Source organism: Citrobacter sp. C6_1, assembly GCF_014596835.2.
Classification (GTDB): Bacteria; Pseudomonadota; Gammaproteobacteria; order Enterobacterales; family Enterobacteriaceae; genus Citrobacter; species Citrobacter pasteurii.
Genome location: NZ_CP115031.1, coordinates 3190787 through 3216590, shown reverse-complemented (window position 1 = coordinate 3216590; position 25804 = coordinate 3190787). Strand labels below are relative to the sequence as shown.

Here is a 25804-nt window from a genome sequence, read left to right as displayed (position 1 = left end):
ACCGCCTGATCCGGCCTACCGCCTGATCCGGCCTACGGATAATTAAACGTTATGTAGGCCGGATAAGCGCAAGCGCCATCCGGCAATAACGAGGTATCAGGACATCGCAACTTCTGACGGTTCGGTAACCGGACGTTCCTGTTCCGGTGACTTCACTGGCGCAGTTCCACGGCAACCCTGGCCGAAGTGTTCGCCTTCCCAACGGCCCACAATGGCAGCGCCCATGGCGTTACTCATGACGTTGGTGGCTGAACGACCCATATCGAGGAACGGATCGACGCCCATCAGCAGGATCAAACCGGCTTCCGGAATGTTGAATTGGTTCAGGGTAGCGGCGATAACGACCATCGAGGCACGTGGTACACCCGCCATCCCTTTAGAGGTCAGCATCAGAATTAACAACATGGTAATTTGCTCGCCCATGCTCAGTTCGATATTGCACGCCTGAGCAATAAAGACGGTGGCAAAGGAGCAATAGGCCATGGAACCTACGAGGTTAAAGGAGTAACCAATAGGCAGAACGAAGCTGGCAATTTTTGACGATACGCCGAATTTTTCCAGCTTATCCAGCGTGCCCGGGAAGGCGGCTTCAGAACTGGACGTGGTAAAGGCCAGCAGCGCCGGTTCGAAGATTGATTTAGTGAGACGGCTGATGCAAGGACCAACAATGAGTGTCGACAGGCCAATCAGAATTGCCCACAGCATGCCCAGTGTCAGGTAAAACTCGCCCATAAAGATACCGGCGCTGACCATGACACCCAGACCACGTTCGGCAATCAAACCTGAAATAGCGGCAAAAACGGTCAGTGGCGCAAACAGCATGACGTAGCCTGTCAGCTTCAGCATCACGTGCACCAGGGAATCCAGAACCTTCACGATAGGCTCGGCTTTTTCACCGATTGCGGCCAGGCTGCAACCAAGGAAAATGGAGAACACCACGATCTGCAGGATTTCGTTCCGCGCCATCGCGTCAACGATACTGGTTGGTACGGCATGTGAGATAAAGACTTTCAGCGTGAAGGGTTCAGACTTAACGGCGGCAACAGCGCCTGCGTCATGAGCAACAAAGTTGATGCCTGCGCCCGGTTGGAAGATATTAACGATAACCAGACCCAATGCGATCGACAGCAGTGAGGCACAAATAAACAGGAAAAAGGTTTTAGAAAATATACGACCCAGCGTTTTGGCATCACCCATCTTGGCAATACCGACAACCAGCGTTGAAATAACCAATGGCGCAATAATCATCTTCACCATACGTAAGAATATAGTGGTGAAAATGGAAATATCCTGTGCATATGATTTTGCTGTTTCAGCCGCGGCCATATTATTAATGGCCACCCCGGCAATCATGCCGAGTATCAGGCCTAATATGATCATCTTCGTTAAACTAATTTTCTTCATGTGTACTCCATCGGATAAAGGTTGGTAATTGGAATTGTGTAGGGTGGCGTGCGCCTGAGCCTGGACAGCAGCTCAGACGCACGCCTGTTGTGACCAACCGCATGAATATTCGAAGCACTGTGATACAGCTGAACTCTGTGCTCCAATGGCTGTTATTGTGTTTTTTTGTTACAGATCGAATTCAATACTTAATAATGGTGCGTGTTGCTGCGCGCCATAAACATCATTGTCACCGACATTGCCGGAAATAATATCGCGCGGCATGACAATTTTTACTGCATTAGCGGGATCAAACCACACAATATTGTGAATAAAGTCAGGTTCGACATTATATAACCCAGCAATAAGTTGCGGAGTTAATTGCTCCGAACGCTTTACTCGCTGATAGTCTTCCCGGGTTTTAAATAAAATATCTAAAACCAGTTCGTACGGTCCGGCGTTTTTCGAGCGAATAACTTGCGCCAGTGAACAAATTGACTGTTTCATGCCTGAACTCCTTCTGGCGTCACCTGTTCAATGTGGAAATCAAAACGCAGCGCATCGCTTGCTTCAATCAGGTGATAGATCGAGAACTCATACACCGGTCCACTTTGAATATCAGATGGCGAGAACGGGAAGGCGAGGTTGCCCGCCGTCGCAATGCGATTCTCATAGCCGTAGTGCAGCAGGGTAGAGCGCACCAGCGAGCAAACGCTGTTGGCGATATCCTGCGTCGGTGCGACGACATCCAGTAAAATCCCCAGTTCGTGACCGGCGGTTTTCATCGGTTCATGGTTGCCCATCACGCCGTTCTTCCCGTACAGGTGGAACGTCATGCGGATGCTGTCGTCATTCAGGGAGAGGTTACGTGCTACGCTTGCCTGGACCTCTTCGAGAATGGTGTCAATTCCGGCAATCATAATCGGGTCGCGCGTTCCGGCGATGGTCAGGCAGCGGAAGCCAACCTGACGTGCACCTTCCAGTTTCAACGCATACGGTGTTTCTTCATGACGTGAACCGCTGACATACACTTCGCCCTCGTTAACCTGGGTAAAGGTGCACGCTTTCAGGTTCAGCACACCGCCGGGTCCCGGCAGGAAGTACGGATCGGACTTCTCATACAGGGTGTGCGCCGCAGCAGAAGTTTCAGTGAACTTACGCTTGGAATTGAACGCCTTCAGCGTAAAGCCGTTGTCGTCGATAATGCCCATCGCACAATCGGAGCCGGAGCCGGGGGTGGCAGCAATGGCAGCACACTCAAGGATCTTACCGCAATGCAGCGCCAGACCTTCATCAAAGCCCTGCATAATCGGCAGCGCGGCGAAGCAGGCCGGATCGTAGGCACGTCCGCCCAGCACCACTTGCGCACCGGCTTTCAGTGCGCGCTGGAAAGGCTCGATACCCATCTGCGCGACGATGTAGGTACTCTCTTCAATCGCCTCGTGAGTCAGTTCAGGCACAAAATCGAGCGCGGTGATTTTGCCGTTATCCAGCGCCTGATGAACAATTTCTTTGTCGACATCAGACGGGATCAGCGCCATTGAGAAGGACAGTTTTTCTTCCTGTGCGATCTCATGGATAATCTGGCGACACCACTCCAGATGCGGAGCTGCGCCAGAACCACCGGCGGTGCCGATCACGACCGGGATGTTATTCTTAACGCCCGCCACGATCATATAGCGCAGATCGCGTTTTACCCCAGCCCTGTCGGTAAAGGGTTTACCTGCCCCCAGGTAGTGGGGGCCAGGATCGGAGGAACCTGCGTCAACAGCAATAAGATCCGGTGACTCTTCCATGGCTTTACGAAAACTCTCTTCCGGGAAGCCATAACCCAGGATAGCCGTCGGCGATAAGATCTTAAATGTGCGAGCCATCTCTTAATCCTTAGTTTGCAACAACGCGATGGTGCGATTCATCTCGTTAAACACGATGTTGAGACCTTCATCGAATCCCATGCCAGGTTTGACCAGCATACGCATCGGACGCGCGGCAAGCGCCACGTGTACGCAGGTGCGGGCGCTGATCTCGGTTTCGTTACAGGTACCGCCCTGGTAGGCTTCCATGGCATGTTTGTTGCAGTACAACACTGCATCAACAATGTTATGAATGCCGCCAAGATCAGGGGTTTTGATCTGTACCATGTGGCAGCTGCCCGCATCGGTAAAGTCCACGATATCCTGATAGGTGTTACACCATTCGTCGGCGACAATTTTCACGCCGGAACCCAGACGGGTCAGCTCTTTGGTGATAGCGGTCAACATGCGGATCTGATCCGGCTTGTTACCGGCATCTACCGGCCCTTCGATATACAGCGGCAGGCCCTGAGCTTCGGCTTCCAGGCTGGCGATGTATTCGGCGCAGCGCACGGGATCCATATCGAAGATCAGACCGATCGTGCCGTACACATCAATATGCAGCGTTGGGTGATAACGTTCGCTGGTGCGCAGGCTTAAGATGCGGTCGGACAACCAACGTACATACTCACGCAGTTTTTCGCCTTTAAAGCCCAGCTTCTCTTCCACGTTGTTGATCAGCGCATGCGGCAGAACGTCCACACCTTTGAGGATCATCTTGTCAACGGCGATATAACGGTCATCGCCGCTCTGGCCAAATAATGGAATGGCTTCCGGCACGCACGGCAGTTGCCATTCATCGCAAACCACTTCAGTTTTCAGACGACCGGTGGCCAGCGCCGCCGCGTCAAGCAGTGCCTGAGACAGACCATAACGAACGGCGGTATGCAGCAGATGGCCGTCAATACGCAGTTGGTCAAAGAAACGGGCGTTCGGCAGGAACGCATCAACGTCACGGCCTTCCAGCAGCGGTTTGATGTGATCGTTGAGGAACGGAATGAAATTTTCTGCCAGGAATAGCGGATCACGGCCACCTGCACCTGAGTATTGCACTGCTGCACAATCGCCCACCGCTACCGCGCCATTTTCCAGAATCAGTTGCACGGAAACGCATTCACCCGCTTGACGAACAGAGGTAAATCCAGGTGTTACCGGATCGCCGGTATAGATAAACCCGTCATGACCGGCGCCATTTTTGATGGCCTGCTGATCGTCAAAATAAAATGAGGAGTAGCCAGCGGTGAAAAGGGCCTTTTTGATTTTCATTATGGTCTTCCTATTAATTTACTGTGGGATACGGCGTTGATGTCATCAATGACCATCTGGAAAGAAGGCTTGCGGCCTTCAAAATGTGCGCGCTCTGCGACATAGTCGTGGTGCAGGGCGAGAATATCTTTCGGCAGCGGAACCGCACCGGCTTCGAGAATACGGATAGCACCTGTGTTATCGCGCACCGGCAGAATTTTGCCTGCGTTGCAAGCGGCAGGTGCGAACGGTACATCCAGTACGCCAGCTTCAAAGGCCAGCACCGTGCCGCGCGCAATGTCGCCATTGCCCAGTTCGAAAACTTTTTTCAGCACTGCGCGGACTTCGCTCTTAATCAGATCAACTTCCTGTTCGACGGCAGCGCATTGCGGGAATTTCTGGTCGCTGACCATGTTGAGCATCTGGCGTGACGCTTTCAGTCCCTGGGCGTTGGCTGCAGCCGTTGGGATACCGAACGCTTCGTGCGGGCTTTTGGTGATCACTTTTGTGGCACCGGACATACCGGCAACCGCCGCACCCCAGGCGATAACGGAGAAGGCTTTCGCTTCATCTTCCGGGAATCCGCCCATCCACTGGTGGAAAACGGTACTCAGTTCGTAATCGTCGAAGCCATGGTTATGGAAGTATTCGTGGGACAGTTCACGCAGCGCCTGAATGGCGGCGATATCCTGAGTCAAACTACCGACCTGACCGTAGCCGACGGTAATGGACTTCACGCCTTGTTCCAGTGCCAGCAGACCTTCGATAATCGCTACCGAGTGGGACATAAACGGGGGGATCAGGGTGCCAGTCAATGGGCCAAACGGTTCACGGTTGATGCGAATACCATTTTCTTCGTACAGTCCCATCAGGCGATCACAGTACTGCCAGTCACGAATGGATTTTTCCAGGGTGACGCGTTTGGCGTAAGGGATGTTGTAGGAGATACCGCCGCCTTCGTAGCTGGTGAAGCCACTGGCCATGGCGATTTCTGCCAGCAGACGTGCATCTGGCGTACCGTGGCGGACCTGGATTGGTTTTTCCAGCGACTCAGTCATACGGCGGCAGGCAGCAACCCCATGATTGACGACGGGTAAACCATTCAGTTTGGAGGTGCCCGCCTCGATAGATTTTTGGATCCCGACAGCTGCTTCTTCATAGCGGTTCAGACGGGTGTAGGCATCGATGGTACTTGGCAGGAGGTCACATTCTTCCTGCAATGTTTTAAGCAGCTCGATATGCTCATCCATGAGTGCGACGCCTGCACGCGGCTGGCTCAGTGTTTTACCTTCTTGATCGGCCTTCAACAGCGCGAGGGAGAAGCGTTTTGAATCTGGAATTGATTGCTGGTACTTCACGCCATCTTCGAAGTTCTCAACGTCTTTGCCGGTTTCCCAGGTTTGCAATACCTGGTGCCTTTCGGTCATGAATTCGTCGTGGGTCAATTTTTTATTTCGAAGTTCCATTCGTAGCTGCCTTTAGTTTTGTAGGGTTAAACACTGAATGCTGGTGCGAGCAGCGGCTTGCGGGTACAGCCTGGCGACATTTGCCAGTAGCGGGAGCAGGCCATATGAATCGCGGTAATACTCAAACTGATTCGGTAACAGAATTCTTTTACCCTGGTCGTCCAGCTCCCGGTATTTAAGCCAGTTATGGATATCGAACTGGCTGGCACGAGAGAGCCATCCACCTGAACCGACGACTTTGCGTACGGTGGTGAGATCGCGACCCATCTGTAAATCCACGTTACCGACGCAGGTGCAAACCTGCTTCTTAGTGCCCGCGTGGCGCTCAGTGGCATAGCCCACGCACAAACCGGCTAACAGAGTGTCGAAATATTTCTCTTCCGCGTTGACCGGCAGGTAGTCCGGCTGCCCAACCAGATGACGCAGGTAGCGATAAAACGCCTCCTCACGTTGTGGCTGTTGGGCGAAAACAACTTTCACCATATCCTGCGTGCTTTCTCCCACCACGACGGCGGAAACGCGCATGCCCAGGTCACCTTCAACGGTACGTTTGACGAACGGTTCAGGAACACCATGCAGGACAGTGTCGGGGGAGAGGGTATTCGCGCTGGCCGAATAGACATCCGTGGTGGCTCCGCCCATATCAATCAGCATGAACTCCTTCCATGCGTTGTCGTAATCGCTAATGGCTTTGACTAACTCATAGACCGTCCATGGCGTCGGCATTGGCTCTTCGCCTGTTTCGCCGACAATGACGTCCAGACCTTTACCTTTGACAATGCGTGACAAGAACACATCGCAAATCGCCTGGCGCGCGGCAAACGGATTCGGGTGATCGAGGTCAGGAAGAATGTTGTCTACCGTGGTCAGATCTTTGTGTCCCAGAATCGTTTGTATTTCGTCCTGAATGTCCCGGTTTCCGGCGTAGATAATGGCGCAATCAAGCTTTGAACCTGCCAGCGCGTGCGCATTCGCCAGGCCGTAGCTTTCTTCACCGCCGTCTGTACCGCCGGTAAACAACAGAATATCTGGTGGTGATGATTCCAGCTCCTGGATGTCATGACGGTTCAGCTTGTACGAATAATATTGCGCGATTTTCGCTCCCGCCGAATGGGCGGTAACTTTTGCCGATTCCAGCGTAATGGAAGGCACCAGCCCCATTGCTGCTACGGCAAGTCCACCTTTGGCCGAGGAGGAGTATTTCAACTGCACTTCACCACTTTTCAGTAACGGGCGAGCATCGGCAACGTTCAGCACCTGATTCAGGCTGGCAAAAAAACCGTCTGCCAGATGATGTGTGGTGGTTGGGGTCAGGACATGGTTTACCAGGGTTAATTCCTCACCTTCATGGGCGAAGAGGGCTGCCTTGGTCCATGTCGAGCCGATATCGACAGAAACTGTTTGCATCAGATGGCCTCTTCCAGGCAACGCTGCTCGAGGCCTTTGTGTTGGTGAATATCATTAGTGATAAGCGCGCAGACATCTTCCAGGTCGTGGCTCGGTGCGAAGACGCGGTTAAATCCCATCTCTTTAAACTTCACTTCCACATCGGCGAAGTCATGTTTACCTACGACCAGGTTGCCGCCGACGTACAACAGGATGTCGCCGAGGCCACGTTCGATGCAGCGCTCACGCAGTCCGAGGCAGTCAATGTCGCCGTGGCCGTAGATGGAAGACACCACGATGGCATCGGCGCCTGTTTCAATTGCGGCATCAATATATTCATCCTGGCTCACCATCACCCCGAGGTTGATTACGTGAAAATCATGAGCAGTAAAAACGCGATCCAGAACTTTATTGCCTACTGCATGGCAGTCAGCACCGATGACGCCAATAACAAGTGTAGATTTCTTCATGGGTAATCCTCTGTAGGGCTGATGGTCAATAAGTAAAAAATATTTCTAATATTTAGAACATGGATTGTGACAACCTCTTAATAGGTTTGGAGTTTCAGTGGAAGCGGAAAAGGAAGCAATTGATCTATTTTCAAAATATCCTGCATAAAATGATTGTTATATTTTATTTTCATAAAAATTCATTTAAATCAGTATGTTATAAATTCATTTGCATTGGTTATTTTATTTATTAGCGAATTACCTAATAAACCACTTGCGATGTTTGTGATCGAAATCTTATTTTGTGGTGCAGGCTTTATCAGGGGCGTTTTTAATAATTTCGAAAATGATATTCGCTAAATAACTTGTGAACGACATAACGGTTTTTTATTTATTAATCTTATATGTCGTAAATATTTTTTGTTAAATTTAAGATAAAAATGATAATGAATTGTTTGGAATATATTCATTCATTGTCGTAGAAGCGATGTTGTGGTTGGAGCGATAACTTACAGTGATGATTTAAGCGAAACGGCGGGTCTCTGCAGGGAGATCGCCAAACCTCAGGGCGTCGGTCAATGCTTGCCGCTTCGCTTCCAGTTGAGATAGTTACATTGTGGTGTTAATTATAAGTGAAATTAAAATTAATGATTTGTATTAAATAATGGCTACGGAGCTTGCTAAACAAAAAACTGTGAGCTACCCAGCAATAGTGACTCTTTATCTGTCCATAATTTTGTCCCCCCCACTGGTTAAAAGATCGTGTAGATTTAAATAAATATTCTATCATTTGTAGTAACGGCAATTACTCATTGAAAAACATATTGTTAACATGATGTTCACTAGTTGCACTAGTGATAAACACTATTAACATTAAAATTGAAAATTGATTTAAATCAATGTTTAAAACTTGGTAAACATCATCAAATGAGGTTAAATTGCTGCAGATCAAATTGGTCTGAAGGTGATAAATTAGCTATAAATTGATCACTATCGAAAAATGCAAATTTACCTCGATAAAAACCTGTTTATTGTAAGGATTTTACGGCGTAATATAATTGCGGGATCAATTTGAGTGTTTTATTAACATGTTTGTAACTTTTCCATCATTGTCCTTTCTTCAAATGAGAAGAAAGAGCAGCGGCGGAAGGAAGCAAATAAATTTGTATTGGGGCATGCGTGTGACCCTTTCTAACGGGGTTCACTCTCGGAGTCTTCATGCGATGAGCAAGGAGTCATGATGTTAGATATAGTCGAACTGTCGCGCTTACAGTTTGCCTTGACCGCGATGTACCACTTCCTGTTTGTGCCACTGACGCTCGGTATGGCGTTCTTGTTGGCCATCATGGAAACGGTCTACGTCCTTTCCGGCAAACAGATTTATAAAGATATGACCAAGTTCTGGGGCAAGTTGTTTGGTATCAACTTCGCTCTGGGTGTGGCAACCGGTCTGACCATGGAGTTCCAGTTCGGGACTAACTGGTCTTACTATTCCCACTATGTAGGGGATATTTTCGGTGCGCCGCTGGCGATTGAAGGTTTGATGGCCTTCTTCCTCGAATCCACCTTTGTAGGTCTGTTCTTCTTCGGCTGGGACCGTTTGGGTAAAGTCCAGCATATGTGCGTCACCTGGCTGGTGGCCTTAGGTTCAAACCTGTCCGCACTGTGGATTCTGGTTGCGAACGGCTGGATGCAAAACCCAATCGCGGCGGATTTCAACTTTGAAACCATGCGTATGGAGATGCTGAGCTTCTCTGAACTGGTGCTCAACCCGGTTGCTCAGGTGAAATTTGTTCACACTGTGGCTTCTGGTTATGTTTGTGGCGCGATGTTCGTTCTGGGTATCAGCTCCTACTATATGCTGCGCGGCCGTGACTTCGCGTTTGCTAAACGTTCTTTTGCTATCGCCGCCAGCTTTGGTATGGCTGCCATTTTGTCTGTTATCGTTCTCGGTGATGAATCTGGTTACGAAATGGGCGACGTGCAGAAAACCAAACTTGCTGCTATTGAAGCCGAGTGGGAAACCCAACCTGCACCGGCATCCTTTACGCTGTTCGGTATTCCGGACCAGGATGCGCAGGAAAACCATTTTGCGATTCAAATTCCTTATGCGCTGGGCATCATTGCCACCCGCTCTGTTGATACACCGGTCATTGGTCTGAAAGATCTGATGGTGCAGCACGAAGAGCGCATCCGTAACGGGATGAAAGCGTATCAACTGCTGGAAGAACTGCGTGCTGGTAGTACCGATCAGGCCGTTCGCGACCAGTTCAACAGCATGAAGAAAGATCTGGGTTATGGTCTGCTGCTGAAACGCTACACGGACAACGTCACCGACGCGACCGAAGCGCAAATTCAGCAAGCCACGAAAGACTCTATCCCTCGTGTTGCACCGCTGTACTTCGCATTCCGTATTATGGTGGCGTGCGGCATCCTGATGCTGGCTATCATTGCTGTGTCCTTCTGGACCGTGATTCGTAATCGTATCGGCGAGAAAAAATGGCTGCTGCGCACCGCGCTGTATGCGATTCCGCTGCCGTGGATTGCCATTGAATCCGGTTGGTTTGTCGCAGAGTACGGTCGTCAACCGTGGGCGATTGGTGAAGTGTTACCAACAGCCGTAGCGAACTCTTCGCTGACCGCTGGCGACCTCATCTTCTCGATGCTGTTGATTTGCGGCCTGTATACCCTGTTCCTGGTGGCTGAACTGTATCTGATGTTCAAGTTCGCACGCCTTGGGCCGAGTAGCCTGAAAACCGGTCGTTATCACTACGAGCAGTCCACCGTGACTTCTCAGCCGGCACGCTAAGACAGGAGTCGTCAAATGATCGATTATGAAGTATTGCGTTTTATCTGGTGGCTGCTGGTTGGCATTCTGCTGATTGGTTTTGCGGTCACTGATGGTTTCGACATGGGGGTGGGCATGCTCACCCGTTTCCTCGGTCGTAATGATACCGAGCGTCGAATTATGATTAACTCCATCGCCCCGCACTGGGACGGTAACCAGGTTTGGCTCATCACCGCAGGTGGCGCACTGTTCGCTGCCTGGCCGATGGTGTATGCCGCTGCGTTCTCCGGTTTCTATGTGGCGATGATCCTGGTACTGGCGTCTTTGTTCTTCCGTCCGGTCGGTTTCGATTACCGCTCCAAGATTGAAGATATGCGCTGGCGCAACATGTGGGACTGGGGCATCTTCATTGGTAGCTTCGTTCCGCCGCTGGTTATCGGTGTTGCGTTTGGCAACCTGCTGCAAGGTGTTCCGTTCCACATGGATGAGTACATGCGCTTGTACTACACCGGTAACTTCTTCCAGTTGCTGAATCCGTTTGGTCTGCTGGCAGGGGTTGTGAGCGTAGGGATGATCATCACTCAGGGCGCCACCTATCTTCAGATGCGTACCGTGGGCGAGCTACACCTGCGTGCACGTACCACCTCACAGGTTGCGGCGCTGGTGACTCTGGTTTGCTTCGCACTGGCCGGCGTTTGGGTTATTTACGGTATTGATGGTTATGTTGTGACTTCCGCTCTGGATCACCACGCCGCCTCTAACCCGATGACCAAAGAAGTGGCACGTGAAGCGGGCGCATGGATGGTGAACTTTAACAATGCACCTATTCTGTGGCTGGTTCCTGCTCTGGGCGTGGTTCTGCCGCTGCTGACCATTCTGACTTCTCGTATGGAGAAAGGGGCCTGGGCGTTCATCTTCTCCTCACTGACGTTAGCCTGCATCATCCTGACTGCCGGTATCGCAATGTTCCCGTTTGTGATGCCATCCAGCACCATGATGAATGCGAGTCTGACCATGTGGGATGCAACGTCCAGCCAGCTGACGCTGAATCTGATGACGTATGTAGCTTGTGTGTTCGTACCGATCATTCTGCTGTACACCGGCTGGTGTTACTGGAAGATGTTTGGTCGCATCACCAAAGAAGATATTGAAAGCAACACCCACTCTCTGTACTAAGTAAGGAGCTTAAAATGTGGTATTTCGCATGGATTTTGGGAACGCTTCTTGCCTGTGCATTTGGGATAATCACAGCGCTGGCGCTTGAGCACGTTGAATCAGGCAAGGCCGGACAAGAAGATAGTTGATGATCAACATTATCGCGATGGTATACAACGCGATGGACAAGCGCCCCTTGCGGGCGCTTTCCTTTGTGCTGGCAATCGTGTTGGCCGGCTGCATATTCTGGGATCCGTCACGCTTCGCAGCCAAAACCAGTGAGCTTGAAATCTGGCATGGTTTCATGCTGATGTGGGCGGTCTGCGCAGGCATCATTCACGGCGTTGGCTTCCGTCCTCGCGCCGTACATTGGCAGGGCATCTTCTGCCCGCTGATCGCAGATATCGTCCTCGTTGTTGGTCTGATTTTCTTCTTCTTTTGAATAAGAAACATCCTTAAATATTTATGGGCTTGCATAAGCCCATAATTTTTTACTCTCCGTTTACTTTCCCCCATTCCAAAGCACCATTCCCGCGCGTATAGTAGCGAAGTTTGAAAGCACTAACCTAATTGCATTACCGGGATGTAAAGTGAAGACAGCGCGATATACAACGACATTCTTGATGCATCGCGGCGGCAAGAACGCGAGTCACCAGGAGCTTACAAAGTTAAGCGACCGGTGTGAGTGGGCAAAGCCAACAAAGAGGCAGTAAGAATGAATAAGTATATTTTCCGATGGCCGGTTCGTGTCTATTATGAAGACACTGATGCCGGTGGGGTGGTTTATCACGCCAGCTACGTCGCTTTTTATGAAAGAGCACGCACAGAGATGCTGCGTCATCATCACTTCAGTCAGCAGGTTCTGTTGGCCGAACGTGTAGCCTTTGTGGTGCGCAAGATGACCCTGGAGTATTTTGCGCCTGCCCGGCTTGACGATATGCTCGAAGTCCAAACCGAAATTACGTCAATGCGTGGCACCTCATTGGTTTTCACGCAACGCATTGTCAACGCAGAGAACGTCGTGCTGAATGAAGCCGAAGTTCTGATTGTTTGCGTTGATCCACTCAAAATGAAGCCTCGTGCGCTTCCCAAGTCTATTGTCGCGGAGTTTAAGCAGTGACTGACATGAATATCCTTGATTTGTTCCTGAAGGCAAGCCTTCTGGTTAAACTTATCATGTTGATTTTGATTGGTTTCTCAATCGCATCCTGGGCCATTATTATCCAGCGGACCCGTATTCTTAATGCTGCTTCACGTGAAGCCGAAGCATTTGAAGACAAGTTCTGGTCCGGCATTGAATTGTCGCGTCTGTATCAGGAAAGCCAGGGGCGTCGTGATAACCTGGCGGGTTCAGAGCAAATTTTCTACAGCGGGTTCAAAGAGTTTGCTCGTTTGCATCGGGCAAATAGCCACGCGCCGGAAGCGGTCGTTGAGGGGGCTTCCCGTGCGATGCGTATCTCGATGAACCGTGAGCTGGAAACGCTGGAAACGCATATTCCATTCCTCGGCACTGTCGGCTCCATCAGCCCGTATATCGGTCTGTTCGGTACCGTTTGGGGGATCATGCACGCATTTATCGCGCTGGGCGCGGTAAAACAGGCAACCCTGCAAATGGTTGCACCGGGTATCGCGGAAGCGTTGATTGCAACGGCCATCGGTCTGTTTGCGGCAATCCCGGCGGTTATGGCTTACAACCGACTGAATCAGCGCGTGAACAAGCTGGAACTGAATTACGACAACTTTATGGAAGAGTTCACCGCGATTCTGCACCGCCAGGCGTTTACCGTTAGCGAGAGCAACAAGGGGTAAACCATGGCCAGAACGCGTGGACGAGGTCGTCGCGAACTTAAGTCCGAAATCAATATTGTACCGTTGCTCGACGTACTGCTGGTGCTGCTGCTGATCTTTATGGCAACCGCGCCGATCATTACGCAGAGTGTGGAAGTCGACCTGCCGGATGCGACCGAATCGCAAGCCGTCAGCAGTAACGATGAACCGCCGGTCATTATTGAAGTTTCCGGTGTTGGGCAATACAGCGTGGTGGTTGAGAAAGACAGGATGGATCAACTGCCGCCGGAGCAGGTTATCGCGGAAGCGAAAAGCCGCCTGCAGACCAATCCGAAAACGGTATTTTTAATCGGTGGTGCGAAAGACGTGCCTTATGATGAAATAATTAAAGCGCTGAACTTGTTACACAGTGCAGGCGTAAAATCGGTTGGCTTGATGACGCAGCCAATCTGATGACGGCGTTTTGCTGGCTTGAAAGATAGCGCGTAACAGGCGAACAGTTTTTTGGGAACCGAGAGTGTCAAAGGCAACCGAACAAAACGACAAGCTCAAAAGGGCGATAATTATTTCAGCGGTGCTGCATGTTATTTTATTTGCAGCGCTGATCTGGAGTTCGTTCGATGAGCACATTGATGCTTCAGCCGGCGGCGGTGGCGGTTCGTCCATCGACGCCGTTATGGTCGATCCTGGTGCTGTTGTTCAACAGTACGACAGGCAGCAGCAACAGCAGGCAAGTGCGAAACGTGCAGAAGAACAGCGTGAGAAACAGGCGCAGCAGCAGGCCGAGGAGCTTCGTGAGAAGCAGGCGGCAGAGCAAGAGCGTCTGAAACAGCTGGAGAAAGAACGTTTAGCGGCGCAGGAAAAAGTGCGCGAGCAGGCGGAACAGCAGAAACAGGCTGAAGCCGCTGCGGCGAAAGCGCAGGAGCAACAAAAGCAGGCTGAAGAGGCTGCGGCGAAGGCTGCTGCAGACGCGAAAGCCAAAGCAGATGCTCAGGCGAAACAAGCGGCAGATGCCGCGAAGAAAGCCGCTGCTGATGCCCAGAAGAAAGCTGAAGCTGAAGCTGCAAAAGCGGCTGCCGATGCTAAGAAGGTAGCTGAGGCGCAGGCTGCCAAGGCCGCCGCAGACGCAGCGAAGAAAGCGCAGGCTGAAGCCGCTAAACAAGCTGCGGCTGAAAAAGCTGCCGCTGAGAAAGCAGAAAAAGCCGCCGCCGCGAAAGCCGCTGCGGCTGAAAAAGCCGCCGCTGACAAGAAAGCTGCTGCTGAAAAAGCTGCGGCAGATAAAAAGGCTGCAGCCGAGAAAGCCGCTGCCGATAAGAAAGCTGCGGCAGATAAAGCCGCTGCTGCGAAAAAGGCTGCGGCCGAAAAAGCTGCAGCAGCCTCTGGCGTTGACGACTTGTTGGGCGACCTAAGCTCCGGTAAGAATGCACCGAAATCGGGTGGTGGAGCGAAAGGAAACGGCCAACCGGCGAAAGATAGTGGTACAAGTGGTGCAAATGGCGGTGCATCTGGTGCTGATATCAGTGCTTACGCATCTCAAATTCGTAATGCGATTCAGAGCCGTCTGTATGGCGCCGATTTGTATGCAGGGAAATCCTGCGTATTACATATCAAGTTAGCGCCTGATGGTCTGCTACTGGATGTGACTGAAGAGGGCGGGGATCCGGCATTGTGCCAGGCTGCGCTAACGGCTGCGAAAACAGCCAGAATTCCTAAACCGCCTAGCCAGGCTGTTTATGAAAAAGTAAAAGATGCCAAACTGGACTTTAAACTGTAATAACGGCCCCTGAGAAATCGGGGGAAACGGTCTAAGGTTGAGACAGAGTTCTGGTAGTTTTGTGTATTTGAGTTTGTTAACATTCTGCTAAATTATCGTGGGCGTTCCGTCCAGATAAGGGAGATATGATGAAGCAGGCATTACGAGTAGCATTTGGTTTTCTGATGCTGTGGGCAGCGGTGCTGCATGCAGAAGTACGTATCGAGATCACCCAAGGGGTGGACTCGGCACGCCCGATTGGTGTTGTCCCCTTCCAGTGGGCAGGGCCGGGTGCTGCACCTGAAGATATCGGTGGTATCGTGGGCGCTGACCTGCGTAACAGCGGTAAATTTAACCCATTAGACCGTTCTCGCCTGCCGCAGCAGCCGGGTACCGCGCAGGAAGTTCAACCTGCCGCATGGTCTGCCCTGGGTATTGATGCCGTGGTGGTGGGCCAGGTCACACCGAATCCAGATGGCTCCTACAGTGTTGCTTATCAACTGGTTGATACCGGTGGTGCACCGGGTACCGTACTGGCACAGAACACGTATAAAGTGAACAAGCAGTGGCTGCGTTATGCGGGCCATACCGCAAGTGACGAAGTGTTTGAAAAACTGACTGGTATTAAAGGTGCATTCCGTACCCGTATCGCTTATGTTGTTCAGACAAACGGTGGTCAGTTCCCGTACGAATTACGTGTGTCGGACTACGATGGTTACAACCAGTTTGTCGTTCACCGCTCTCCGCAGCCGTTGATGTCTCCGGCGTGGTCTCCGGACGGTTCAAAACTGGCCTACGTTACCTTCGAAAGTGGTCGTTCGGCGCTGGTTATTCAGACGTTGTCCAACGGCGCAGTGCGTCAGGTTGCTTCGTTCCCGCGTCACAACGGTGCACCTGCGTTTTCTCCGGATGGCAGCAAACTGGCGTTTGCCCTGTCTAAAACCGGTAGCCTGAACCTGTACGTTATGGACATCGGTTCCGGTCAGATCCGTCAGGTCACTGATGGTCGCAGCAACAACACGGAACCGACCTGGTTCCCGGACAGCCAAAACCTGGCCTTTACGTCTGACCAGGCCGGTCGTCCGCAGGTGTATAAAGTTAACGTCAACGGCGGTGCTCCGCAGCGTATTACCTGGGAAGGTTCGCAAAACCAGGATGCTGATGTCAGCAGCGACGGTAAGTTTATGGTAATGGTAAGCTCGGCTAATGGTCAGCAGCACATTGCCAAACAAGATCTGGTAGCGGGTGGCGTACAAGTTCTGTCGTCAACGTTCCTGGACGAAACGCCAAGTCTGGCACCTAACGGCACTATGGTAATCTACAGCTCTTCTCAGGGGATGGGATCCGTGCTGAATTTGGTTTCTACAGATGGGCGTTTCAAAGCGCGTCTTCCGGCAACTGATGGACAGGTTAAATTCCCTGCCTGGTCGCCGTATCTGTGATAATAAATAATTGATTAATAAAGGAATCATTGAAATGCAACTGAACAAAGTGCTGAAAGGGCTGATGATTGCTCTGCCTGTTATGGCTATTGCGGCATGTTCTTCTAACAAGAACGCCAGCAATGACGGCAGCGAAGGCATGCTGGGTGCCGGCACTGGTATGGATGCAAACGGTAGCGGCAACATGTCTTCCGAAGAGCAAGCGCGTCTGCAGATGCAACAGCTGCAGCAGAACAACATCGTTTACTTCGATCTGGATAAGTACGATATCCGTTCTGACTTCGCCGCAATGCTGGATGCGCACGCTAACTTCCTGCGTAGCAACCCGTCTTACAAAGTCACCGTAGAAGGTCATGCGGACGAACGTGGTACTCCTGAGTACAACATCTCCCTGGGTGAGCGTCGTGCAAACGCCGTTAAGATGTACCTGCAGGGTAAAGGCGTTTCTGCGGACCAGATCTCCATCGTTTCTTACGGTAAAGAAAAACCTGCAGTACTGGGTCATGACGAAGCGGCTTACGCCAAAAACCGTCGCGCCGTACTGGTTTACTAAGAGAATTGCATGAGCAGTAACTTCAGACATCACCTGTTGAGTCTGTCGTTACTGGTTGGCATAGCGGCCCCTTGGGCCGCTTTTGCTCAGGCGCCAATCAGTAGTGTCGGCTCAGGCTCGGTCGAAGACCGTGTCACTCAACTCGAGCGTATTTCTAACGCTCACAGTCAGCTTTTAACCCAACTCCAGCAACAACTCTCCGATAATCAGTCCGATATTGATTCCCTGCGTGGTCAAATTCAGGAAAATCAGTACCAGCTGAATCAGGTTGTTGAACGCCAAAAACAGATATTGCTGCAGATGAATAATCTTGGCAGCGGTAGTGCGCCTGCGGCGCAGTCTGCGGCTGGCGATCAGAGTGGGGCGGCAACCCCGGCACCCGATGCCGGTGCTGCAGCTTCGTCAGGCACTCCGGCGCAAACTGGCGATGCGAATACCGATTACAATGCGGCAATTGCCCTGGTGCAGGATAAATCCCGCCAGGATGATGCGATCGTTGCATTTCAGAACTTCATCAAAAAGTACCCGGATTCGACTTACCTGCCAAATGCGAATTACTGGCTCGGTCAGTTGAATTACAACAAGGGTAAAAAAGATGATGCAGCGTTCTATTTTGCATCCGTAGTTAAAAACTTCCCAAAATCACCAAAGGCTGCAGACGCGATGTATAAAGTCGGCGTCATCATGCAGGACAAAGGTGACGCAGCAAAAGCGAAAGCCGTTTATCAGCAGGTTATCACTAAATACCCTGGTACTGATGGCGCGAAACAAGCGCAAAAACGTCTTGGCGCGATGTAATGACCACCATGCGACCAGAAATCGTGTTATTTCTGGTCGTGTCGTGTGATTCCTAAGCAGTTGAGTAATTTACATCGAAATTTTTGTTGCGCTAAAATCTGAAATCAGTAATATATGCCGCCGTTGCCAAGGGATATCAAACAAACCAAAAGCAGCGCAAAAGTGGGTCGTTAGCTCAGTTGGTAGAGCAGTTGACTTTTAATCAATTGGTCGCAGGTTCGAATCCTGCACGACCCACCACTAACTCAGTTAGTAAGTAGTATCCAGCGTAGTATCGGGTGATTAGCTCAGCTGGGAGAGCACCTCCCTTACAAGGAGGGGGTCGGCGGTTCGATCCCGTCATCACCCACCACTCGGGGCGTTAGCTCAGTTGGTAGAGCAGTTGACTTTTAATCAATTGGTCGCAGGTTCGAATCCTGCACGCCCCACCACTATTTTGGTGGTTCCGAGTAAAAATTTTCAGGTGACATCCGAGCGGGTCGTTAGCTCAGTTGGTAGAGCAGTTGACTTTTAATCAATTGGTCGCAGGTTCGAATCCTGCACGACCCACCATCTCTGAAAGAATAAAGAAGTAAACCCCATATGGGGGCGTTAGCTCAGTTGGTAGAGCAGTTGACTTTTAATCAATTGGTCGCAGGTTCGAATCCTGCACGCCCCACCAGTGTAAAAAAGCGCCCTAAAGGCGCTTTTTTGCTATCTGCGATTTATAAGATTCGAACCTGCTTGCCTGATGCGCTTCGCTTATCAGTCCTACAGACGACACTATTCACGTAGGCCGGATAAGACGTCAGTCGCCATCCGGCATTCATCACACGCAATTATTGTGACTTTCTTACGCCAATCCGCTATCTTGTTTAGCATATAAAACAAATCTAACCGAATACGGCGTGAGTCACGCTTTTAATCGGTTATTTCGTTAAGCCAGTAAAACGAGAAAGCAAGATGAGCGTGATGTTTGATCCAGAAGCAGCAATTTATCCGTTTCCGCCGAAGCCAGCGCCGCTGAGTGCGGATGAAAAGCAATTTTATCGTGAAAAAATCAAGCGCCTGCTGAAAGAGCGTGATGCCGTTATGGTCGCGCACTATTACACCGATCCTGAAATTCAGCAGTTGGCTGAAGAGACCGGTGGCTGCATCTCTGATTCTCTGGAGATGGCGCGGTTTGGTGCAAAACATTCTGCCTCTACGTTGCTGGTTGCGGGCGTGAGGTTTATGGGAGAAACCGCCAAAATTCTTAGCCCGGAAAAGACTATCCTGATGCCGACCTTACAGGCGGAATGTTCATTAGATCTGGGCTGTCCGATTGATGCGTTCAGCGCATTTTGCGATGCGCATCCGGATCGTACCGTGGTGGTTTATGCAAATACCTCAGCCGCCGTAAAAGCACGTGCGGATTGGGTTGTAACGTCCAGTATCGCAGTGGAACTTATTGAGCATCTTGATAGTTTAGGTGAAAAAATAATCTGGGCCCCGGACAGACATCTGGGCAACTACGTGCAAAAACAGACCGGCGCAGACGTGCTCTGTTGGCAGGGAGCCTGTATTGTCCATGACGAATTTAAAACCCAGGCTTTAACACGCATGAAAGCGCTGTACCCTGATGCAGCGGTGCTGGTGCACCCAGAGTCCCCTCAGTCTATCGTTGATATGGCCGATGCCGTTGGCTCAACCAGCCAGCTCATCACCGCAGCTAAATCGTTACCGCATAAGCAACTGATTGTGGTGACTGACCGGGGTATTTTTTACAAAATGCAGCAGGCCGTTCCGGATAAAGAGCTGCTTGAAGCGCCGACGGCCGGCGAGGGGGCTACCTGTCGTAGCTGCGCGCATTGCCCGTGGATGGCGATGAACGGCCTCAAGGCGATTGCTGAGGGGCTGGAACATGGCGGCGTGGCGCATGAGATACATGTTGATCACGCGCTGCGAGAAGGAGCGTTGTTGCCGTTAAACCGCATGTTGGAATTTGCGGCTACACTACGAGCGTAATGAATTTTTTTGCTCTGGGGGAAAAGATGGACTTTTTTAGCACGCAGAACATTCTGGTACATATTCCGATTGGCACGGGTGGTTACGATCTGTCGTGGATCGAAGCCGTGGGGACGATTGCCGGGTTGTTGTGTATTGGCCTGGCGAGTCTTGAGAAAATCAGCAATTACGTCTTCGGTCTGATAAACGTCACGCTGTTTGCGATTATCTTCTTTCAGATCCAGCTTTATGCCAGCCTGTTGCTGCAAGTTTTTTTCTTTGCCGCCAACATCTACGGCTGGTATGCCTGGTCCCGGCAAACCAACCAGCATGAAGCGGAACTGAAAATTCGCTGGCTGCCGTTGCCAAAAGCGATCGGCTGGCTGGCGGCCTGCGTGGTAGCGATCGGCCTGATGTCGGTCTATATCGATCCGGTTTTTGCGTTCCTGACCCGCATTGCGGTCAACATAATGCAGGCATTGGGATTACAGGTTGCTGTGCCTGAACTGCAACCCGATGCCTTCCCGTTCTGGGACTCCTGCATGATGGTGTTGTCGATTGTGGCGATGATCCTGATGACACGTAAATACGTTGAAAACTGGCTGCTGTGGGTAATCATCAACGTCATCAGCGTGGTGATCTTTGCACTGCAAGGCGTATATGCCATGTCGCTGGAATATATGATCCTGACGGTTATCGCCCTCAACGGGAGCAGGATGTGGATCAACAGCGCGCGTGAGCGAGGTTCCCACGCGCTGTCTCATTAATGGTGATGATGTGAGTGGCCGGACACGCCCTGATACAGGTGGCAGTCCGGTCCATTGCACGGCTGATATTCCATCTGGATCGTTGCGTGTTCAATCTGGTAGTGATGGATAAGGAAATGCTGAATACGCTCCAGCAACGCATCGTGATCGTGCGGTGGGATCACCTGCACATGCAGCGTCATTACCGGCTTTTCACCCACCATCCAGACGTGGACATGGTGCACATTGCGAACTTCGGGAATGTCCCGGCTGAGATGGCGCTGCAGTGCGGCGATATCCAGCGCCAGCGGAGCGCCTTCCAGCAATTCATTGACGCTATCTTTTAACAATCTCCAGGCACTGCGCAGCACCAGTACGGAAACCAAAATTGAGAGGATCGGATCCGCAGGTGTCCAGCCCGTCCAGATAATAATCAGCGCAGCGATGATCGCCCCGACCGAGCCGAGTAAATCCCCCATCACATGCAGCGCTGCGGCGCGGACGTTCAGGTTTTTCTCTTCACTACCGCGATGTAAAACCCAGAAAGCAAGCACATTGGCCAGTAAACCCGAAACAGCAATAACCATCATCATGCCGCCCGCCACGGGACGAGGTGTCTGGAAGCGCTCAATCGCCTCCCAGACGATTAAAATGGTGATAACGACCAATGCGATGGCATTAACGAATGCAGCCAGCGTCGTGAGCCTCAGCCAGCCGAAGGTGTGGCGTATTGTGGGCGGGCGACGGGAAAACTGGACGGCCAGCAGCGCGAAAAGCAGCGCTGCCGCATCCGTAAGCATATGCCCGGCGTCGGCCAGCAGCGCCAGTGAGCCTGAAAGTATTCCGCCCACCACTTCGACCAACATAAATCCCGCTGTAATGCAGAAGGCGAACATCAGTCGGCGGGCGTTATTGTCTTTGGGTTGCTCAGAGGAAGTATGAGTATGTGTGTGCGCCATTGTGCCATCCCTTTGTTATTCTCACCTTTACTGTATGACATCATACCGTTTTTGGGGGGATAAAATTAAAAAGGAGAGCTTCTATTCTCTCGTTATCAGCCACGTAAATATTGGGCGTTGCCTTACAGTACAGTGGGTAAAAATCCACGATATGTGTCGATAGCTAGCACAGAATTTTGAAAATAATAATGAAATCAGAAATTACAGTTGTGATTTGCTGTTTTGATCTCATTATTCGCTATATTCTTGCGTTTTTTTGCATAACCCTGGGATAACACGGTTCGTACTGTAAAACCCCGTTTACACTTTATGACTGAAGATATAGATTGGAGGGATTGCATTCATTTATATAAGTATGGCAACGCTGGAATAATCATGAATTATCAGAACGACGATTTACGCATCAAAGAGATCAACGAGTTATTACCGCCAGTCGCACTGCTGGAAAAATTCCCCGCTACTGAAAATGCCGCAAACACGGTGGCTCATGCCCGTAAGGCGATTCATAAAATTCTGAAAGGGAGCGACGATCGCCTGTTAGTGGTGATTGGGCCGTGCTCTATTCATGATCCGGCAGCCGCTAAAGAGTACGCCGCTCGCCTGCTGGCGCTGCGCGAAGAGTTAAAAGGCGAACTTGAAATCGTCATGCGCGTCTATTTTGAAAAACCGCGTACCACCGTCGGCTGGAAGGGGCTGATCAACGATCCGCACATGGACAACAGCTTCCAGATCAACGATGGGCTGCGCATTGCACGTAAATTGCTACTGGATATCAACGACAGCGGATTGCCGGCTGCGGGCGAATTCCTCGACATGATCACGCCGCAATACCTCGCCGACCTGATGAGTTGGGGAGCGATTGGTGCGCGTACCACTGAGTCCCAGGTACACCGCGAGCTGGCATCGGGTCTGTCTTGCCCGGTTGGTTTTAAAAACGGTACCGATGGCACGATCAAAGTCGCGATTGATGCGATCAACGCCGCAGGAGCGCCACACTGCTTCCTGTCCGTGACCAAATGGGGTCATTCGGCGATCGTGAATACCAGCGGTAATGGCGATTGCCATATTATTCTGCGCGGCGGCAAAGAGCCAAACTACAGCGCTCAGCACGTCGCAGACGTAAAAGAAGGTCTGATTAAAGCAGGACTCTCTGCGCAAGTGATGATCGACTTTAGCCATGCCAACTCCAGCAAGCAGTTCAAAAAGCAGATGGATGTTGCGAAAGACGTTTGCGGACAAGTCGCTGGCGGCGAAAAAGCGATTATTGGCGTGATGATCGAAAGCCATCTGGTCGAGGGGAATCAGAACCCGGATAGCGGTGAGCCGCTGACCTACGGCAAAAGCATCACTGATGCCTGCATTGGCTGGGATGATACCGATGCGGTGCTGCGCCAGCTGGCGGATGCGGTCAACGCGCGTCGCGGTTAAAGCTACTTTCCTCCCTTATTAAAACCGGCGAATCAGGCCGGTTTTTTAATTAATATTAATAAATTTATTTTATTTATATTGCCAATATATTGTTAGGGTGAATATAAATATATTCTTAATTTTATCATTCCTGTAATAAATATATTAAATCCAGGGTTATCATTCCATGAGGAATTTAATATTAATTAAAGGGATGACTATGAATAAAAATTTTAACATCGTCTGGAATACCGCGCGTAATATGTATGTCGTGGCTTCTGAACATGCACAGGGTGACAGTCAGATAAAAAACCAGGCCAGGGCGGCAGGCATCGCCACGCTGCTGGGGTTACTCTCTGGTCCGGCGATGGCGGATTATACCCCGACTGTTGCGGCCGGTGAGTCCGTTAGTGGAGAGACAATAGATGCCGGGGATCAGTTTGTTTACGGCAGCGCCTTCAATACGACGATAGAAGGCGGGTGGCAGTATGTCATGGACGGTGGTCTGTCCCAGGATGCGCAGGTAACGGGAGGCTATCTTGAGGTTGAAGAGAATGGCACCTCCGTGAATGCCGTGCTGAGCGAAAAAGGCCTACAGGTTGTCTATGGTACAGCAGAACACACTACCATCAATTCGGGAGCAAAAAACGATGTGTTCGGAACCGCAACGGATTCCGTCATCAATGCTGGTGGAACGGAAACCGTTTTTGGGTTGTCCACCGGCGCGACCATCAACAACAAGGGTATTCAGTCCGTTTATGGTCGCGCTAAAGAATCGACTGTAAATCAGGGGGGGACGCTGGTACTTAGAACAGAGGAGGACGGCAAAAAAATAGCCAGTTTCGCCAGCAACACCACCGTCAACAGCGGCGGCTCACTCTGGCTGGAATCAGATTATGCCATTCTTGAAGGCACCACTCTGATTAAAACCGGCGCCACCGTTAATGCCTTAACCGGTGTTATCACCAACAGTGGGATCCTGGATTATGACCTCGACGCGGGAGCCTCCCGTACCGAGAGCAACAGTATTCAGGGCATTGGGTCCCTGCAAAAAACCGGGCAGGGTACGTTGCTGCTTACCGGTAACAGCACCTACGCCGGTGACACGCTTGTCGATGAAGGCACCCTCTGGCTCGCTGATTCTGCCGTTATTGGCACACCCGGTGTCTCCGGCTCATCTTCGCAGTTAATGGCCACTACGTCTAACGGCTCCGTCAGCGTCGCAGCCGGGGCAACCCTCGGCGGTACCGGCGTTATCAATGATGATGTCTCGAATGCCGGCAACATTGCCATCAGCCAGAGCAATGAGACTGGTCACACCCTCACCATTAACGGCAATTACACCGGTAATAATGGCACGCTCTCCCTTAATACACAGCTGGGGGATGATGCCTCCCCGACGGATAAGCTCCTGATTTCCGGCGATACTGCAGGCACGACCACCGTCTTTGTTACTAATACTGGTGGGGACGGAGCCCTCACCACGCAAGGGATCGAGGTGATAGATGTCGGCGGTCAGTCTGACGGCGTCTTCACCCAGGGCAACCAGGTTCAGGTCGGAGTGTATGAGTACCGCTTGTATCAGGACGGTGGTGACTGGTATTTGCGCTCGCAGACCGTTACCCCGGTTAATCCAGATGACGGTGGTAATGTCACCCCTGTGGACCCTCAGTATCGCGCCGATATCGGTGCCTATCTCGGCAACCAGTGGATGGCGCGTAGTCTGCAAATGCAGACCCTTTATGACCGCGAAGGCAGCCAGTTACGCACCGATGACGGCAGTATGTGGATGCGTTTTAAAGCGGGTGATGCGTCGTCAACAGCAGCAAACGATCATGTGGATATTGACAACAACTATTCTCAGTTCCAGATCGGCGGCGATATACTGAGCTGGGATGATAGCGTGCAGAGCCTGAAAGCAGGGCTGATGGTGAGTTATATCAATGCCGATACGGATAGCACCGGTAACCGAGGGGCGGATGGGAGCCAGTTCTCTGCCAGTGGTAACGTAGCCGGTTACAATCTTGGGGCTTATGCCACCTGGTTTGCGGATGCGAAGGACCATAGCGGACTGTATGTGGATAGCTGGTACCAGTATGGTCTCTACAATAACAGCGTAAATAACGGTGACGTGGGGTCAAAGGATTATGATTCGACAGCCAGCGCTGTTTCTCTGGAAACGGGCTATCGGTACGACATCGGGCTTGAGAACCTGAATACTGTTAGCCTGACGCCACAGGCTCAGGTGACATGGCAGCAATATAAAGCGGACGCGGTTGTGCAGAATGGAACGCGTATTGACGGACAAAACGGTGACAGTTGGACCACGCGTCTCGGACTGCGGGTAGATGGCAAGTTGCACAAGAATACCACGTCGGTGATCCAGCCGTTTGCGGAGGTGAACTGGTTACACACCAGCGATGATGTTGCCGTTTCGTTTGATGGCGCGCAGGTGAAGCAGGATCTTCCGGCAGATCGCGCCGAGGTGAAAGTAGGTATTCAGGCGAATCTGAATAGCCAGTGGAGCATCACTGGTCAGGTTGCAGGGCAAAAGGGACGTAATGATTATGGCGATCTCAACGGTAGCCTGGATGTCCGTTACAGCTGGTAAAGTGGAATAAGAAATAGAGTAATCAGGCCTACAAGCAATCTTGTAGGCCTGATGAAA

The 25804-nt window shown here is 51.3% G+C and carries 23 protein-coding genes and 5 tRNA genes; 20 read left to right on the top strand and 8 right to left on the bottom strand.

Annotated features, from left to right (window positions below):
* Positions 1-96 precede the first annotated feature (96 nt).
* The 7 genes from IB196_RS15575 to glmS all read right to left on the bottom strand — a co-directional run bounded on the left by IB196_RS15575 (position 97) and on the right by glmS (position 7803).
* A complete protein-coding gene (locus IB196_RS15575) occupies positions 97-1404 on the bottom strand; it encodes a dicarboxylate/amino acid:cation symporter (RefSeq protein WP_005122537.1) in 1308 nt (435 codons plus the stop codon).
* A gap of 168 nt (positions 1405-1572) precedes the next feature.
* The gene (locus IB196_RS15570) at positions 1573-1890 is read right to left on the bottom strand and encodes a DUF4387 domain-containing protein (RefSeq protein ID WP_005122536.1); all 318 of its coding nucleotides are present in this window, start codon (positions 1888-1890) and stop codon (positions 1573-1575) included.
* Positions 1887-3257 carry an acyclic terpene utilization AtuA family protein gene (locus IB196_RS15565; RefSeq protein WP_188231802.1) on the bottom strand — a complete coding sequence of 457 codons (1371 nt, stop codon included), beginning with the start codon at positions 3255-3257 and terminating at the stop codon, positions 1887-1889. The genes IB196_RS15570 and IB196_RS15565 overlap by 4 nt, the downstream gene beginning before the upstream one ends.
* 3 nt (positions 3258-3260) lie before the next feature.
* Complete coding sequence (locus IB196_RS15560) at positions 3261-4502, bottom strand: methylaspartate ammonia-lyase (RefSeq protein WP_005122534.1); 1242 nt, start codon at positions 4500-4502, stop codon at positions 3261-3263.
* Complete coding sequence (locus IB196_RS15555; protein ID WP_040232517.1) at positions 4502-5947, bottom strand: methylaspartate mutase subunit E; 1446 nt, start codon at positions 5945-5947, stop codon at positions 4502-4504. The genes IB196_RS15560 and IB196_RS15555 overlap by 1 nt, the downstream gene beginning before the upstream one ends.
* A 12-nt stretch (positions 5948-5959) precedes the next feature.
* Positions 5960-7354, bottom strand: coding sequence for a methylaspartate mutase accessory protein GlmL (glmL, locus tag IB196_RS15550; RefSeq protein ID WP_040232514.1), 1395 nt, complete (start codon positions 7352-7354; stop codon positions 5960-5962).
* Positions 7354-7803, bottom strand: a complete 450-nt coding sequence (glmS, locus tag IB196_RS15545; RefSeq protein ID WP_005122530.1) for a methylaspartate mutase subunit S — start codon at positions 7801-7803, stop codon at positions 7354-7356. Before glmS ends, glmL begins: the two co-directional genes overlap by 1 nt.
* A 1219-nt stretch (positions 7804-9022) precedes the next feature.
* Between glmS and cydA the strand changes: the two genes are divergently transcribed.
* From cydA to pnuC, 18 genes are all read left to right on the top strand, one after another.
* Positions 9023-10591 (top strand): cytochrome ubiquinol oxidase subunit I, encoded by a 1569-nt coding sequence (cydA, locus tag IB196_RS15540; RefSeq protein ID WP_005125442.1) that lies wholly within the window; start codon positions 9023-9025, stop codon positions 10589-10591.
* Between the two features lie 15 nt (positions 10592-10606).
* Entirely contained in the window at positions 10607-11746 is a 1140-nt protein-coding gene (gene cydB / locus IB196_RS15535) for a cytochrome d ubiquinol oxidase subunit II (RefSeq protein WP_005125441.1), read from the top strand.
* A gap of 14 nt (positions 11747-11760) precedes the next feature.
* Complete coding sequence (gene cydX, locus IB196_RS15530) at positions 11761-11874, top strand: cytochrome bd-I oxidase subunit CydX (protein WP_003022970.1); 114 nt, start codon at positions 11761-11763, stop codon at positions 11872-11874.
* A gap of 2 nt (positions 11875-11876) precedes the next feature.
* Entirely contained in the window at positions 11877-12167 is a 291-nt protein-coding gene (gene ybgE, locus IB196_RS15525; RefSeq protein WP_167335599.1) for a cyd operon protein YbgE, read from the top strand.
* A 273-nt stretch (positions 12168-12440) separates the two neighbouring features.
* Complete coding sequence (gene ybgC / locus IB196_RS15520) at positions 12441-12845, top strand: tol-pal system-associated acyl-CoA thioesterase (protein ID WP_005125439.1); 405 nt, start codon at positions 12441-12443, stop codon at positions 12843-12845.
* Entirely contained in the window at positions 12842-13534 is a 693-nt protein-coding gene (gene tolQ / locus IB196_RS15515; protein WP_003022976.1) for a Tol-Pal system protein TolQ, read from the top strand. Before ybgC ends, tolQ begins: the two co-directional genes overlap by 4 nt.
* 3 nt (positions 13535-13537) lie before the next feature.
* On the top strand, positions 13538-13966 hold the full coding sequence (tolR, locus tag IB196_RS15510; protein ID WP_005125437.1) for a colicin uptake protein TolR: 429 nt from the start codon (positions 13538-13540) through the stop codon (positions 13964-13966).
* Between the two features lie 64 nt (positions 13967-14030).
* Positions 14031-15287, top strand: a complete 1257-nt coding sequence (gene tolA, locus IB196_RS15505; RefSeq protein ID WP_003022980.1) for a cell envelope integrity protein TolA — start codon at positions 14031-14033, stop codon at positions 15285-15287.
* Positions 15288-15415: 128 nt separating this feature from the next.
* A complete protein-coding gene (gene tolB, locus IB196_RS15500; protein WP_003022981.1) occupies positions 15416-16708 on the top strand; it encodes a Tol-Pal system beta propeller repeat protein TolB in 1293 nt (430 codons plus the stop codon).
* A 34-nt stretch (positions 16709-16742) separates the two neighbouring features.
* Complete coding sequence (gene pal / locus IB196_RS15495; protein ID WP_003022983.1) at positions 16743-17261, top strand: peptidoglycan-associated lipoprotein Pal; 519 nt, start codon at positions 16743-16745, stop codon at positions 17259-17261.
* Between the two features lie 9 nt (positions 17262-17270).
* Positions 17271-18059 carry a cell division protein CpoB gene (gene cpoB / locus IB196_RS15490; protein WP_005125435.1) on the top strand — a complete coding sequence of 263 codons (789 nt, stop codon included), beginning with the start codon at positions 17271-17273 and terminating at the stop codon, positions 18057-18059.
* A gap of 164 nt (positions 18060-18223) precedes the next feature.
* Positions 18224-18299, top strand: a tRNA-Lys gene (locus IB196_RS15485).
* A gap of 36 nt (positions 18300-18335) precedes the next feature.
* Positions 18336-18411: transfer RNA gene (locus tag IB196_RS15480), tRNA-Val, on the top strand.
* A 3-nt stretch (positions 18412-18414) separates the two neighbouring features.
* Positions 18415-18490, top strand: a tRNA-Lys gene (locus IB196_RS15475).
* Between the two features lie 45 nt (positions 18491-18535).
* Positions 18536-18611 (top strand) — tRNA-Lys (locus tag IB196_RS15470).
* Between the two features lie 33 nt (positions 18612-18644).
* A tRNA-Lys gene (locus tag IB196_RS15465) sits at positions 18645-18720 on the top strand.
* A gap of 281 nt (positions 18721-19001) precedes the next feature.
* On the top strand, positions 19002-20045 hold the full coding sequence (nadA, locus tag IB196_RS15460) for a quinolinate synthase NadA (RefSeq protein WP_188231803.1): 1044 nt from the start codon (positions 19002-19004) through the stop codon (positions 20043-20045).
* A 26-nt stretch (positions 20046-20071) separates the two neighbouring features.
* Positions 20072-20791 (top strand): nicotinamide riboside transporter PnuC, encoded by a 720-nt coding sequence (gene pnuC, locus IB196_RS15455; protein WP_040232503.1) that lies wholly within the window; start codon positions 20072-20074, stop codon positions 20789-20791.
* Here pnuC and zitB read toward each other — a convergent pair.
* A complete protein-coding gene (gene zitB / locus IB196_RS15450; RefSeq protein ID WP_005125430.1) occupies positions 20788-21729 on the bottom strand; it encodes a CDF family zinc transporter ZitB in 942 nt (313 codons plus the stop codon). The genes pnuC and zitB overlap by 4 nt on opposite strands.
* A gap of 375 nt (positions 21730-22104) precedes the next feature.
* Here zitB and aroG point away from each other — a divergent pair, with 375 nt between their 5' ends.
* Together aroG and IB196_RS15440 are read left to right on the top strand one after the other, a co-directional pair.
* Entirely contained in the window at positions 22105-23157 is a 1053-nt protein-coding gene (aroG, locus tag IB196_RS15445) for a 3-deoxy-7-phosphoheptulonate synthase AroG (RefSeq protein ID WP_188231804.1), read from the top strand.
* Positions 23158-23356: 199 nt separating this feature from the next.
* Positions 23357-25747, top strand: a complete 2391-nt coding sequence (locus IB196_RS15440) for an autotransporter outer membrane beta-barrel domain-containing protein (protein ID WP_188231805.1) — start codon at positions 23357-23359, stop codon at positions 25745-25747.
* Positions 25748-25804: the final 57 nt, after the last annotated feature.

Coding starts and splice junctions, on each gene's coding strand:
- glmL (WP_040232514.1), bottom strand. CDS start 7,354: ATGCAAACAGTTTCTGTCGATATCGGCTCGACATGGACCAAGGCAGCC.
- aroG (WP_188231804.1), top strand. CDS start 22,105: ATGAATTATCAGAACGACGATTTACGCATCAAAGAGATCAACGAGTTA.
- pal (WP_003022983.1), top strand. CDS start 16,743: ATGCAACTGAACAAAGTGCTGAAAGGGCTGATGATTGCTCTGCCTGTT.
- IB196_RS15440 (WP_188231805.1), top strand. CDS start 23,357: ATGAATAAAAATTTTAACATCGTCTGGAATACCGCGCGTAATATGTAT.
- tolB (WP_003022981.1), top strand. CDS start 15,416: ATGAAGCAGGCATTACGAGTAGCATTTGGTTTTCTGATGCTGTGGGCA.
- cydA (WP_005125442.1), top strand. CDS start 9,023: ATGTTAGATATAGTCGAACTGTCGCGCTTACAGTTTGCCTTGACCGCG.
- IB196_RS15555 (WP_040232517.1), bottom strand. CDS start 5,947: ATGGAACTTCGAAATAAAAAATTGACCCACGACGAATTCATGACCGAA.
- IB196_RS15560 (WP_005122534.1), bottom strand. CDS start 4,502: ATGAAAATCAAAAAGGCCCTTTTCACCGCTGGCTACTCCTCATTTTAT.
- glmS (WP_005122530.1), bottom strand. CDS start 7,803: ATGAAGAAATCTACACTTGTTATTGGCGTCATCGGTGCTGACTGCCAT.
- cydX (WP_003022970.1), top strand. CDS start 11,761: ATGTGGTATTTCGCATGGATTTTGGGAACGCTTCTTGCCTGTGCATTT.
- zitB (WP_005125430.1), bottom strand. CDS start 21,729: ATGGCGCACACACATACTCATACTTCCTCTGAGCAACCCAAAGACAAT.
- IB196_RS15565 (WP_188231802.1), bottom strand. CDS start 3,257: ATGGCTCGCACATTTAAGATCTTATCGCCGACGGCTATCCTGGGTTAT.
- cydB (WP_005125441.1), top strand. CDS start 10,607: ATGATCGATTATGAAGTATTGCGTTTTATCTGGTGGCTGCTGGTTGGC.
- nadA (WP_188231803.1), top strand. CDS start 19,002: ATGAGCGTGATGTTTGATCCAGAAGCAGCAATTTATCCGTTTCCGCCG.
- pnuC (WP_040232503.1), top strand. CDS start 20,072: ATGGACTTTTTTAGCACGCAGAACATTCTGGTACATATTCCGATTGGC.
- cpoB (WP_005125435.1), top strand. CDS start 17,271: ATGAGCAGTAACTTCAGACATCACCTGTTGAGTCTGTCGTTACTGGTT.
- ybgC (WP_005125439.1), top strand. CDS start 12,441: ATGAATAAGTATATTTTCCGATGGCCGGTTCGTGTCTATTATGAAGAC.
- IB196_RS15575 (WP_005122537.1), bottom strand. CDS start 1,404: ATGAAGAAAATTAGTTTAACGAAGATGATCATATTAGGCCTGATACTC.
- IB196_RS15570 (WP_005122536.1), bottom strand. CDS start 1,890: ATGAAACAGTCAATTTGTTCACTGGCGCAAGTTATTCGCTCGAAAAAC.
- tolR (WP_005125437.1), top strand. CDS start 13,538: ATGGCCAGAACGCGTGGACGAGGTCGTCGCGAACTTAAGTCCGAAATC.